This window comes from Allobosea sp. P1_A7 (genome assembly GCF_056406775.1).
This window is the reverse complement of the sequence record NZ_JBFTZN010000018.1, coordinates 77,120-90,015: the sequence shown is the minus strand read 5'-3', so window position 1 is coordinate 90,015 and position 12,896 is coordinate 77,120. Positions and strand designations below refer to the sequence as shown.

The following is a 12,896-nucleotide window of genomic DNA, read 5'->3' as shown; positions in this document are numbered from 1 at the left end:
GCAGGTCGAGCCCGATTTTCGCACGGGCCAGAGCGAACCTTCGCAAGCTTGAAGGAGGCGTTACATGAGCAAGCCCCATCTCCTGGTGCATGAGCAGAAGGACACCGTCGGTGTCGTCGTCGTCGAGGGCCTGAAGGCCGGGACGGACATGCTCTGCGTCGTCACCCACGACAATTCGGATTTTCGCCTGGCCGCGAAGATGGACATCCCGATCGGCCACAAGGTCGCGCTCAAGGACATCAAGAAGGGCGACACGATCTGGAAATACGGCCAGGACATCGGCAAGGCCGTMGCCGATATCGGCAAGGGCGAGCATCTCCACGTGCACAACGCCAAGACCAAGCGCTGGTGATCGGCACGTTCGCCGCCTGACCTGTTCCGGGGCTCCCGCCAGGGTCGAGCCCGTCAAGAAAACGAAGGAAACGCCATGTCGATCGTCGCCAATTTCGATCTCGTGAAGGGCAAGCTCGGACGCATCAAGGGCCGCAAGATCGAAGCGCCCGAGTTCAAGGCGCCGATGGTGAAGCGCCCGACCGGCCGCAGTCTCGATTCGTTCCATGGCTGGCGCCGGGAGAATGGCCGCGTCGGCGTGCGCAACCACGTCCTGCTGCTGCCGCTCGACGACCTCTCCAATGCCGCCTGCGAGGCGGTCGCCAATAATATCAAGGGCACGCTCGCGATTCCGCATGCCTATGGCCGCCTGCAGTTCGGCGAGGATCTCGAGGTCCATTTCCGCACCCTGATCGGCACGGGATCCAACCCCAATGTAGCCGCCGTCATCGTCATCGGCATCGAGGATGGCTGGACCAAGCGGGTCGTTGACGGCATCGCCAAGACCGGCAAGCCGGTCGTCGGCTTCGGCATCGAGGGCCATGGCGACATCGCCACGATCGCCAAGGCGTCCTATGTCGCCAAGGAGTTCGTGCAGTGGGCGACCGAGCTGCAGCGCGAGAAATGCGGCATCGAGGAGCTCTGGGTCTCGACCAAATGCGGTGAATCCGACACCACGACCGGGCTCTCCTCCTGCCCGACCGTCGGCAACATGTACGACAAATGGATTCCGCGCGGCGTCTATGGCGTCTTCGGCGAGACCTCCGAGATCACCGGTGCGGAGCATCTCTGCAAGGCCCGCGCCGCGACACCGGAGGTCGGCGAGCGCTGGTACAAGATGTGGAAGGCCTACCAGGACGACGTGATCGAGGCCCACAAGACCGACGACCTCTCCGACAGCCAGCCGACCAAGGGCAACATCGCCGGCGGCCTGACCACGATCGAGGAAAAGGCGCTCGGCAATCTCGAGAAGATCGGCCGGGAGTGCAAGTTCATCGACATCCTCGAGCCGGCGGAAGCGCCGGCCAAGGGCCCCGGCCTCTACTACATGGACACCTCCTCGGCCGCGGCGGAATGCGTGACCCTGATGGCGGCCGGCGGCTATGTCGTGCACACATTCCCGACGGGGCAGGGCAACGTCATCGGCAATCCGATCGTCCCGGTCATCAAGATCACCGGCAATCCCAAGACGATGCGCACCATGCCGGAGCATATCGATGTCGACGTCTCCGGCATCCTGCGCCGCGACCTGACGATTTCGCAGGCCGGCGATGCGCTCATCCAGAATATCGTGCGCACCGCCAATGGGCGTATGACCGCGGCCGAAGCACTGGGGCATCGCGAGTTTTCGATGACCAAGCTCTATCGCTCGGCCTGACCGGACACTAAACCGGCGGGCGGGCGCTATGCCGCCCGCCCTCCACCTGCCGAAGACTGGCAGAGCAAGCCGGAGCAGAGTTCTTGTCCGTCGCCTCATCCTCTCCGCTGAGCGCCTGGCGCCCGCTTCTCGACGGGATCGTGCTCTCGACCGCTGTTGCCATTGCGTCGGTCCTGGCTGAGCCGGTCCTGAAGACCTGGCTCGGCGGCAAGATCGGCATCCCTGCAGTTGTCATCGCCCTGCTGATCGGCATGGCCTTGCATCCGCTGGCGAATACCGTTCGGTTCCAGGCTGGCATGGTCTTCTGCGTCAAGAAGATGCTGCGCTGGGCTATAGCGCTGCTCGGCCTGCGCATCGCGCTCGGCGACATCATCGCGCTCGGCCTGTCGACCGCTTTGCTGGTCGTGTTCTCGATGATCGTGACAGTCATCTCCGGCTTCTGGCTGGCCCGCCTGCTCGGGCGCGAACACGGTTTTGGCGCGCTTGCCGGGGTTGCGACCGCGGTTTGCGGCGCCTCTGCGGCGCTGGCGACGGCGAGCGTGCTTCCGGATTATCGCGGCAAGGCCGCCGATGTCGCCTTCACGGTCATCGCCATGAATGCGCTCGCGACGATCGCGATGCTGGCCTACCCGCTGATCTGCGTCTGGCTCGGCCTGAGCCCGACCCAAACCGGCGTCATGCTGGGGGCCTCGATTCACGACGTCGCGCAGGTCGTCGGCGCCGGCCAGTCTGTTTCCGACGATGCGGCCAATGCTGCCGTCATCGTCAAGCTGTTCCGCGTCTTCCTGCTGCTGCCCGCGGTGCTGCTCGTCGGCTGGTGGATGGCGCGCGAAGGCGGCCATCCCAGTGATGCCAAGGTGCCGGTCCCGGTTTTCGCCTTCGTCTTCCTGGCGCTTTGCCTGGTCAACAGCGCGTTTGCGACGCAGCCCACGCTGGCCGGATTCTATGAGCCGGTGCGCGCGGCCTTGCTGGAGGCCTCGCGCTGGGGGCTTCTGATCGCGATCGCCGCGCTCGGGCTCGGCACCTCGATCGGCTCGATGGTGCGGCTGGGCTGGCGGCATCTTGTCGTCGTCACCGGGACCAGCCTCGTCATTCTCGGGCTCGTCCTCGGCGGCCTGACAGCATTGGGTTGAGCAGCCACGCAAGGCGGGAGAGCCATGACCGATATCGTCATCACCGAATTCATGGATGAGGCTGCGGTCGCAAGCCTCAGCGCCCGCTACGCGGTTCATCACGACCCTGAACTCTTCGGCAAGCCGGACGAACTCGCCCGGCTGGTCGCCGACATCCCGGCCCTCATCGTCCGCAACCAGACGCAGGTGAGAGGGGCGTTGCTGGCAGGCGCGAAGAATTTGACGGTCATCGGCCGGCTTGGCGTCGGCCTCGACAATATCGACATGGAAGCCTGCGCCGGCCGCGGCATCAAGGTTTTCCCGGCGACCGGGGCGAACAGCCTCTCGGTCGTCGAATATGTCATCGGCACGGCGATGACCCTGTTGCGCGGCGCCTATTTCGCCAATGCAGCCATGCTGGCTGGCGAATTTCCAAAGACAAAGCTGATCGGCCGCGAGATCGCCGGCAAGCGCATGGGGCTCGTCGGCTTTGGCGCCATCGCGCGTGACGCTGCGGCGCATGCCCGCTTGCTCGGGATGAGCATCGCCGCCTACGACCCCTATGTTCCAGCCGGTGATCCGGTCTGGAGCAATGTCGAGCGGCTGGAGCTCGATGCCCTGCTTGCGACCTCGGATGTAATCAGCCTGCATCTGCCGCTGACCTCGGAGACCAAGGGGCTAATCGGAAGCGCGTCCTTCGCGCGCATGAAGCCGGACGCGATCCTGATCAACGCCTCGCGTGGCGGAGTCATGGACGAGGCCGCGCTGGTCGAGGCCCTGAAGAGCGGCAGGCTCGCCGGTGCGGCGCTCGACGTCTTCGAGGAGGAGCCGCTGCGCGGCGGCGCCAAGCTCTTCGCCGGCACGCCGAACCTGATCCTGACGCCGCATATCGCCGGCAATACCGTCGAATCGAACGGGCGCGTTTCCGGCCTCGTCGCGGAGCGCGTCATCGCCGCGCTGGAGGGGCGGACATGACCCGCCTTTCTCTGGAGGAGGCCGAAGCCAGAATTGCGGCGCTGTTCGCCGCTGCGGGGACTTCAGCGGCCAATGCCGCCTCCGTTGCCTGGGCCTTGGTGATGGCCGAGGCCGACGGCTTGAAGGGCCACGGCCTTTCGCGTGTGCCGACCTATCTGGCCATGCTGAAATCGGGAAAGATCGATGGCCAGGCCGTGCCGATCGCCCGGCGACCGAAGCCCGGCGTGCTCGCCATCGACGCCGCCCATGGCTTTGCCTATCCCGCGATCGATCTTGCGGTCAGCGAGCTGCCCGAACTCGCACGCGCCCAGGGCGTCGTCGCGGCACCGATCAGGCGCTCGAACCATTGCGGCGCTGCGGGACTGCATGTCGAGCGCCTGGCCGAGCAGGGGCTCGTCGCCTTGCTCTTCGCCAATACGCCGGGCGCGATGGCGCCCTGGGGCGGCTCGAAGCCGGTCTTCGGCACCAATCCCATTGCCTTTGCCGCACCGCTCGCCGGGCGCGAGCCGGTCGTCATCGACATGGCGCTGAGCAAGGTCGCGCGCGGGCCGATCGTCGCCGCCAGACAGAAGGGCGAGCCCATCCCCGAAGGCTGGGCGCTCGATGCGGATGGCAAGCCGACAACCGACCCGGCCGCCGCGATTGCCGGCACCATGGTGCCGCTCGGCGACGCCAAGGGCGCGACCTTGGCGATGATGGTGGAGATCCTCGCCGCGGCACTGGTCGGCACGCATTTCGCCTTCCAGGCGTCCTCCTTCATCGACGACAAGGGCGGTCCACCCGATACCGGCCAGCTCATCCTCGCGATCGATCCCGCCAGCATGGGCGGCAATTGGTTCGCCGAACGCATGAAGCTGCTGGCCCACGCGATAGAGGACCAGCCAGGCACGCGCCTGCCGGGGACGAGGCGCTTGAATCTGCGTGCGAAGGCCCGCGCTGAAGGGATTCTGATCCCTGAGGAAATCCTCTCCGCCTAAAGCATCGGCCCGCAGAGTGGATTGCGGTTTTCGGGAAAGCCGATGCAAAGACAAAAGTCTATATCAACGAACCGGCTCGCATCCGGTCCGATGATCCGACTTTCTGTGTCGGCATCGGCCTGAAGTCCGCAATCCACTCTGCGGGCCGATGCCGTGAAGCTAGATCTCAGACGAAGTCGAACCGGTCGACATCGACCAGCCCCTTGTCGGTGATCTTCAGATGCGGRATCACCGGCAAGGTCAGGAAGGCGACCTGCAGGAACGGCTCGGCCAGCACGACGCCGAGCGCCCTCGCTTCCGTTCTCAAGCCCTCCAGGCCGTGCCGCACGACCTCGAAAGGCTGGTCGCTCATCAGGCCGGCAACCGGCAGCGCCAGCTCCGCCTTGACCACGCCACCATCCGCGACGGCGAACCCGCCGCCGATCTCGATCAGCCGGTTGGCGGCAGCCGCCATCGAGGCTTCGTCGACGCCGACGACGCAGAGATTATGGCTGTCATGGCCGACGGAAGAGGCGATGGCGCCGTGTTTCATGCCAAAGCCGTGGACGAAGCCGGTCGCGATGCCGTTCGTCTTGCCATGCCGTTCGATCACCGTGACCTTGACCGCGTCCTGCGTGAGGTCGGGCAGGGCCTCTCCATCCCGGGCGGGCAGGGACATCGCCAGCCGCTCGGTGATGATGCGGCCCGGCACGACGCCGATGACGGGGGTGTCGCCGGACCGGGCCGCGACCTTGAAATCTCCCGGCTCCAGTCTGCGGCACCGGACACTGCCGAGGCCAACCGGCGGAATGGGCTTGCGATCCGCGAAGAGGGCCCCCTCGACGAGCCGGCCTCCCGCAAAGACAGACTTCACCTGGCAGGTCGCGAGATCATCCACGAGCACGATGTCGGCGCGCTTGCCGGGCCCGATGAAGCCGCGATCGAACAGGCCGAAATTCCGTGCAGCCGCGAGCGTCGCGACGCGATAGGTCGCAAGCACATCCGCCCCGGCGGCGATCGCAGTGCGGATCATGTAGTCGAGATGGCCTTCCTCGGCGATGTCGAGCGGGTTGCGATCATCAGTGCAGAACGCGAGGAAGGGCGAGGCGTCGCGGGTGATCAGCGGGATCAGGGCATGCAGGTCCTTCGACACCGAGCCCTCGCGGATCAGGATCGCCATGCCCTTGGCGAGTTTTTCGCGCGCCTCCTCGGCCGTGGTCGTTTCATGATCGGTGCGGATGCCGGCCGAGAGGTAGCCGTTCAGGTCCATTCCACGGACCAGCGGGGCGTGGCCATCGATATGCCGGTGAGAGAAGGCTTCGAGCTTGGCGAGGCAGCCGGGATCGCGGTGAAGCACGCCCGGGAAGTTCATGAACTCGGCGAGCCCGATCACCTTGGGATGGTCCATCAGCGGCGTCAGGTCGCCCGCCTCCAGTCGGGCCCCTGCTGTTTCCAGATGCGTCGCCGGCACACAGCTCGAGAGCTGCACGCGCAAATCCATGCGCATCGCCTCGGCGCAGCGCAGGAAATAGCTGATACCCTCGACGCCAAGGACATTGGCGATCTCGTGCGGGTCGCAGATCGCGGTCGTGACCCCGTGCGGCAGCACGCAGCGCTCGAACTCGAACGGCGTCACCAGCGACGATTCGACATGAAGATGCGTGTCGATGAAGCCGGGCACCGCGATCAGCCCCCGGGCATCAAAGCTCGCGATGCCCTCATAACGGCCATAGGTGCCGACGATCGTTCCACCGCAGAGCGCGATATCGGTCTCGACCAGGGCGCCGGTGACGAGATCGAACAGCCTGGCGCCGCGAATGACGAGATCGGCCGGCTCGTCGCCACGGCCCTGGGCAATGCGGCGGGAAAGGGTTGCGGCGTCGGTCATGGCGAGGGTTCCATTTGGTCCAGGCGTGGCAGCGTGCACGTCGCCCGATGCAAAGTCGACTTGGACGGCGCGCGTTGCCGGCCTAGATAGGCTGTCTTGCCCGTCAGCCTAAGGGGTTCCGCCATGAAGCTCACCTGGTTCGGCCATTCGGCCTTCCGCCTCGATCTCCCCGGCGCTTCGCTGTTGATCGATCCGTTCTTCACCGGCAATCCGGCCTTCGAGGGTAATGCCGCCGAGGCATCGAAGGGCGTCAGCCATATCGTGATCACCCATGGCCATGGCGACCATATCGGCGACACGCTTGCCATCGCCGAGGCCAATCACGCGACCGTCGTCACCAATTTCGACCTGTGCATGTACCTTGCCTCGAAGGGCCTGAAGAAGTTCGAGCCGATGAATACCGGCGGCACGGTCGATCTCGGCTCCTTCCAGACCACCCTGGTCAGGGCAGATCACTCGGCCGGCCTGGTCGAGGCCGGTGTCGCTTTCCCGCTCGGCAGCGCCAATGGCGTGGTCATCAAGGCCCCGGGCGAGAAGACGCTCTGGCATATGGGCGACACCGACATCTTCCCGGGCATGGCGCTGATCAGCGAACTGAATGCCGTCGACATCTGCATCTGTCCGATCGGCGACCGCTTCACCATGGGCGCGAAGACCGCGGCGCTGGCCATGACCCGCTTCGTCAAGCCGAAGGTCGCGATCCCCTGCCATTACGGCTCCTTCCCGATCATCGCCCAGAATGCCGACGAGTTCGTCGCGGCGTTGAAGGGCAGCGATGTTCGGGCCCTCGTGCCCGGGAAGGGCGAGGCGGTCGAGATCTGACGCAAGGCCGCGTCATCCGGGATCGGCAACGAAGCGCGCTATTCCCGTCTCCATCCAGCTTCGGTCCATGACGATGGATCCCGGCGTTCTGGCCGGGATTCCGACGACCCGTCAGTATTGACTTATCCTTTTGCCGCCGACGCGCTATAGCGCGGGCAAATCAGTTTCGGCTTGTTCAGCCACAGTTTCAGGAGCCTGCCATGTCGGTCGATCTCGCCACCGTGAAGCGCGTCGCGCATCTGGCGCGCATTGCCGTGCCCGAGGCCGATCTGCCCAAGCTGCAAGGCGAGCTCAACGCCATTCTCGGCTTCGTCGAGCAGTTGGACGAGGTCGATGTCAGCGGCGTCGAGCCGATGACATCGGTCACGCCGATGGCGATGACGCAGCGCCAGGATGTCGTCACGGATGGCGAGATCGCCGATCGGATCGTCGCCAATGCGCCGGTCTCCGAGGACAATTTCTTCATGGTGCCGAAGGTGGTCGAATAGGCGCTGATCCGCCCGTTCTATCTCCCCGGAAGCGCCAGGCGCGCTCCGCGGGCTCCTCCCAGTTCAATTTGCCGGAAACCACTGACGTGACCGACCTGACCCGCCTGACGCTGACCGAGGCCCGCGACGGCCTCAAGGCAAAGACCTTTTCCGCGACTGACCTCGCCAAGGCGCATATCGCCGCCATCGAGAAGGCCCGCGCGCTCAACGCCTTCGTGCTGGAGACGCCGGACCACGCGCTGAAGCAGGCCGCGGCCTCCGATGCCAGGCTGGCGAAGGGCGAGGGCGGCCCGCTCGAAGGCCTGCCGCTCGGCATCAAGGACCTCTTCGCCACCGAGGGCGTGCGCACCACCGCCTGCTCGAAGATCCTTGGCGAGTTCGTGCCAGCCTATGAATCGACCGTGACGAGCCAGCTCTGGCGCGACGGCGCGGTGATGCTCGGCAAGCTCAACAATGACGAGTTCGCCATGGGCTCGTCGAACGAGACCAGCGCCTTCGGCAATGTCGTCAATCCTTGGCGCCGCAGCGGCTCGAATGTCGGAGCAGGTGGCTCCGGCGCAATCGAGGGCAACCATCTGGTTCCGGGCGGCTCGTCGGGCGGCTCGGCCGCCGCCGTCGCCGCCGACCTCTGCCTGGCCGCCACCGCGACGGATACCGGCGGCTCGATCCGCCAGCCGGCGGCCTTCACCGGGACAGTCGGCATCAAGCCGACCTATGGCCGCTGCTCACGCTGGGGCACGGTCGCTTTCGCTTCCTCGCTCGACCAGGCCGGTCCGATCGGCAAGACGGTGCGCGACAGCGCCGTGATGCTGCGCTCGATGGCCGGGTACGATGCCAAGGACACGACCTCCGCGAACCTCGCCGTGCCGGACTACGAGGCCGCGGTCGGCCGCTCGGTGAAGGGCATGAAGATCGGCATTCCCAAGGAATACCGGCTCGACGGCATGTCGCCCGAGATCGAGGCTCTCTGGCAGCAGGGCATCGCCTGGCTGAAGGCAGCCGGTGCCGAGATCGTCAACATCTCGCTGCCCCACACGAAATACGCTCTGCCCGCCTATTACATCGTCGCGCCGGCGGAAGCCTCCTCCAACCTCGCCCGCTATGACGGCGTGCGCTACGGCCTGCGCGTGCCGGGCCGCGACATCGTCGAGATGTACGAGAAGACCCGCGCCGAAGGCTTTGGCGCCGAGGTCAAGCGCCGCATCATGATCGGCACCTATGTGCTCTCGGCCGGCTATTACGACGCCTATTATCTCAAGGCCCAGAAGGTCCGCACGCTGATCAAGCGCGATTTCGAGTTGGCCTATGCCGACGGAATCGACGCCGTGCTGACGCCGGCGACGCCCTCGGCGGCCTTCGGCATCGGCGAGAAGGGCTCGTCTGATCCGGTCGAGATGTATCTCAACGACGTCTTCACGGTCACGGTGAACATGGCCGGCCTGCCGGGCATCGCGGTGCCCGCCGGACAGGATGCGCAGGGCCTGCCGCTTGGCCTGCAGCTGATCGGCCGCCCCTTCGACGAGGAGACGCTGTTCTCGCTCGGCCAGGTCATCGAGGACGCGGCTGGCCGCTTCACGGTTGGCGAGAAGTGGTGGGCGTAAGCGCCTGAGCGCGGCGCCAATCCCGGGCGCCTCCAGGCAGGAGCCCGGGATTCGTCACGTGGATCTTCGGAGTTTCCGGATCGTTTCCGGCTCTGCATCACCTCGCGGTTTGTCCGGCATGGCGCGGACAGATTTCCGCTGGACCATGCTTTGGGTCTGGGCTGGCGGCATGATCTTCAGCCGCGCCATCGCCTGGGCCTGTCTCACTTTCCTGCAAGGGGCGCTGGCCTTCGTCGCCGCGCTCCTGCTTCTCCTGATCATCGTGCAGCAGGTGAGGGGCGATGCCGGCGCGCAGCCCCTCGCGAACCTGATCGCGGCTGTGGCGGCGGCTAGCGTCGCCTTCGCGTGCCGGCTCCTGGCTCGAAAGTTCGCCTAAAAGAGAAACCCCGCCTTGCCGGATCGGCAAGGCGGGGTTTCGTTGTTCAGCAGGCTTCAGTGGGCTGCCGGATGGGCATCCTTGCCGGCGGTCGGCTCGCCCTTCTTCTTCCGGCTCAGCACAGAAGCGAGCCAGCGCACCACCACATAGAAGACCGGGGTGAACAGCAGGCCGAACAGCGTCACGCCGATCATGCCGGAGAACACCGCGACGCCGAGAACCTGGCGCATTTCGGCGCCGGCACCGACGGAGATCGTCAGGGGCAGCACGCCAAGGATGAAGGCGAGCGACGTCATCAGGATCGGTCGCAACCGGGTCCTGGCCGCTGCGATCGCAGCCTCGCGCCGGCTCATGCCCTCGTCCTCGGCCTGCTTGGCGAATTCGACGATCAGGATCGCGTTCTTCGCAGCAAGGCCGACGAGCACGACGAGACCGATATCGACGAGCACGTTGCGATCGAAGTCCTTGTAACCGACGCCGACCATCGCCGCGAGAATACACATCGGCACGATCAGGATGACGGCGAGCGGCAAGGTCCAGCTCTCGTACAGTGCCGCCAGCAGCAGGAAGACGAAGACGACGGCGAGGCCGAAGGCGATGATCGCAGTGTTGCCGGCAAGCTTCTCCTGCAATGCGATCTCGGTCCATTCGAAACCGAACCCGGCCGGCAGAACCTGCTGCGCGATCTTCTCCACCTCCGCGATGCCCTGGCCGGTCGAGTAACCGCGCGCCATCGAAAGCTGGACCTCGGCCGCCGGATAGAGGTTGTAGCGCGGCACGCGATAGGCGCCGGTCGTGTCGGAGAAGGTCGCGACCGAGCCGATCGGCACCATCTCGCCGTCGACATTGCGCGTCTTCAATGCCGCGACGTCGCGGATGTCGAGCCGATAGGGATTGTCGGCTTGCGCCGTGACCCGGAAGGTGCGGCCCAGGATATTGAAATCGTTGACATAGGCCGACCCCATATAGACCGACAGGGTCTCGAACACCCGGGTCACGGGCACACCGAGCATTTCAGCCTTGGTCCGGTCGATATCGGCGTAGATCTGTGGCGTCCTGGTCGAGAACAGCGTGAACGGCTGCTGGATGCCCGGAGCCTGGCCGGCGGTTCCCGCCACTGCCCAGGTCGCGCCCTCGAGCGCCGGCAGGCCGCGCCCGCCGCGATCCTGGACATAGCCCTTGAGACCACCGCCGTTGCCGATTCCGGGAACGGCAGGAGGCTCGATCACCAGGGCGAAGGCCTCGCCGATCTGGCCCAGCTGGCTGCGCAGATCGTTGAGGATGCCCTGGGTCGTGAGGCCCGCCTTGGCCCTTTCCCTGAAGTCGGTGAGGGTGACGAAGGCGACGCCGGCATTGGGCGCCAGGGTGAAGGTTGCGCCATCAAGGCCGGCGAAGGCGACGATATGGGCGACGCCAGGCCGCGACAGCAGCATGTCGGTCGCCTTGCGGATGACCTCGTCGGTCCGCGGCAGCGACGAGCCCGGAGGCAGCTGCACGACGGCGATGAAGTAGCCGCGGTCGAGCTGCGGGACGAGGCCCGTCGGAATCGCCGCCAGGCGCTGGCCGGCGACCGCGATCAGGGCGGCATAGACCAGCAGCATCAGGACGCCGACGCGGATCAGGCGCGAGGTCGCCGCGCCGTATGCGCGCGAGAGCCAGTCGAAGGCCATGTTGAAATATTTGAAGAACCAACGCAGCGGCGCACTGATCGCCGCGAAGAAACCCTTCGGCTCCTCATGGCTGTGCGGCTTCAGCAGGATCGCCGACAGCGCCGGTGACAGGGTCAGCGAAACGAAGCACGAGATCGCCGTTGAGGCTGCGATCGTGACTGCGAACTGCTGGTAGAACGTGCCCTGCAGACCAGTGATGAAGGCGGTCGGGATGAACACGGCGCACAGCACGAGCGCAATCGCGAGCAGGGCGCCGCCGACCTCGTCCATGGTCTTGTGCGCTGCGTCCTTGGCGCTCATGCCTTGCGCCAGATCTCGACCCCGGCCGGGAAGTTCTTCGACAACCCGTCCATTGTCTTGATGAGCGCTTCGGATGCCGACAACGCATTCGAGCCCGGACGCTGGAACACGCCGATCGCGACGGCTTCCTTGTTGTCGAGATAGGAGTTCGACAGATAGTCCTGCGCGCCGAGTTCGACGCGGGCCACGTCGCGGACGCGGATCGTGCCGCCATCCGCGTCCGCGCGGACGACGATGTTGTAGAACTCGTCGATGCTGGTGAGGCGTCCCTGCGTATTGACCGAAAGCTGGAAGGCGCCATCCGACTTCGCCGGCGGCTGGTTGATTGCTCCGGCGGCGACCTGGATGTTGGCGGCGCGGATCGCGGCGATGACATCCCCGGCCGTCAGATTGCGCGCCGCGACCTTGGCGGGATCGAGCCAGACACGCATCGAGTAGTCGCGCGCGCCGAAGACCTGCACGTCGCCGACGCCTTCGACGCGGGTCAGCACGTCCTTCACGTTCAGCGTCGTGTAATTCGAGACGTATTGCTGGTCGCGCGAGCCGTCGGGCGACAGCATGTGGATGACCATCAGGAAGTCGGGCGAGGCCTTGCGGACCTGCAGGCCGAGCGTACGGACGTCCTGCGGCAGGCGCGGTTCGGCCGCCGAGACCCGGTTCTGCACCAGCACCTGTGCCTGGTCGACATCCGTGCCGGCCTTGAAGACGACGCTGATCGTAACACGCCCGTCACCGGTCGATTGCGACGAGATATAGAGCATATCGTCGACGCCGTTGACCTCCTGCTCGATCGGCGCTGCGACGGTCGAGGCGACGACCTCGGCCGATGCGCCCGGATAGGTCGCGGTGATCGTGACGGTCGGCGGCGCGATCTCGGGATATTCCGCGATCGGCAGGCTGCGCTGCGCGATGGCGCCGGCGATCGTCAGCAGGATCGAGAGAACGGTCGCGAAGATCGGCCGGTCGATGAAGAAATGCGCAAAGCGGAACATGCTGGGGT

The 12,896-nt window shown here is 65.8% G+C and carries 10 protein-coding genes and 1 pseudogene; 9 read left to right on the top strand and 2 right to left on the bottom strand.

The genetic code is table 11. The features are described 5' to 3' along the window. The first annotated feature begins 64 nt into the window (after positions 1–64). From AC1D34_RS05130 to AC1D34_RS05110, 5 genes are all read left to right on the top strand, one after another. The gene (locus AC1D34_RS05130; RefSeq protein ID WP_043234293.1) at positions 65–352 is read left to right on the top strand and encodes a UxaA family hydrolase; all 288 of its coding nucleotides are present in this window, start codon (positions 65–67) and stop codon (positions 350–352) included. A gap of 165 nt (positions 353–517) precedes the next feature. Continuing rightward, a complete protein-coding gene (locus tag AC1D34_RS05125; RefSeq protein WP_441507671.1) occupies positions 518–1,708 on the top strand; it encodes a UxaA family hydrolase in 1,191 nt (396 codons plus the stop codon). 83 nt (positions 1,709–1,791) lie between these two features. Continuing rightward, positions 1,792–2,841 carry a YeiH family protein gene (locus AC1D34_RS05120; protein WP_441491578.1) on the top strand — a complete coding sequence of 350 codons (1,050 nt, stop codon included), beginning with the start codon at positions 1,792–1,794 and terminating at the stop codon, positions 2,839–2,841. Positions 2,842–2,865: 24 nt separating this feature from the next. Next, entirely contained in the window at positions 2,866–3,795 is a 930-nt protein-coding gene (locus AC1D34_RS05115) for a hydroxyacid dehydrogenase (protein WP_441491579.1), read from the top strand. Beyond that, complete coding sequence (locus tag AC1D34_RS05110) at positions 3,792–4,772, top strand: Ldh family oxidoreductase (RefSeq protein WP_441507629.1); 981 nt, start codon at positions 3,792–3,794, stop codon at positions 4,770–4,772. Before AC1D34_RS05115 ends, AC1D34_RS05110 begins: the two co-directional genes overlap by 4 nt. A gap of 166 nt (positions 4,773–4,938) precedes the next feature. Here the strand turns inward: AC1D34_RS05110 and ade are convergent, their stop codons facing one another. After that, positions 4,939–6,639 (bottom strand): adenine deaminase, encoded by a 1,701-nt coding sequence (gene ade / locus AC1D34_RS05105; RefSeq protein ID WP_441507630.1) that lies wholly within the window; start codon positions 6,637–6,639, stop codon positions 4,939–4,941. A 123-nt stretch (positions 6,640–6,762) separates the two neighbouring features. Here ade and AC1D34_RS05100 point away from each other — a divergent pair, with 123 nt between their 5' ends. The 4 genes from AC1D34_RS05100 (at position 6,763) to AC1D34_RS05085 (ending at position 9,926) form a co-directional block, all read left to right on the top strand. Further along, positions 6,763–7,461, top strand: coding sequence for a metal-dependent hydrolase (locus tag AC1D34_RS05100; RefSeq protein ID WP_476823652.1), 699 nt, complete (start codon positions 6,763–6,765; stop codon positions 7,459–7,461). 200 nt (positions 7,462–7,661) lie between these two features. Continuing rightward, positions 7,662–7,949 carry an Asp-tRNA(Asn)/Glu-tRNA(Gln) amidotransferase subunit GatC gene (gene gatC / locus AC1D34_RS05095; protein WP_113512524.1) on the top strand — a complete coding sequence of 96 codons (288 nt, stop codon included), beginning with the start codon at positions 7,662–7,664 and terminating at the stop codon, positions 7,947–7,949. 86 nt (positions 7,950–8,035) lie between these two features. Beyond that, entirely contained in the window at positions 8,036–9,550 is a 1,515-nt protein-coding gene (gatA, locus tag AC1D34_RS05090) for an Asp-tRNA(Asn)/Glu-tRNA(Gln) amidotransferase subunit GatA (RefSeq protein ID WP_441507632.1), read from the top strand. A gap of 118 nt (positions 9,551–9,668) precedes the next feature. Continuing rightward, positions 9,669–9,926 carry a hypothetical protein gene (locus AC1D34_RS05085; RefSeq protein WP_476823651.1) on the top strand — a complete coding sequence of 86 codons (258 nt, stop codon included), beginning with the start codon at positions 9,669–9,671 and terminating at the stop codon, positions 9,924–9,926. 56 nt (positions 9,927–9,982) lie between these two features. Here the strand turns inward: AC1D34_RS05085 and AC1D34_RS05080 are convergent. Beyond that, positions 9,983–12,888, bottom strand: a pseudogene (locus AC1D34_RS05080) (efflux RND transporter permease subunit). Between the last annotated feature and the right edge of the window lie 8 nt (positions 12,889–12,896).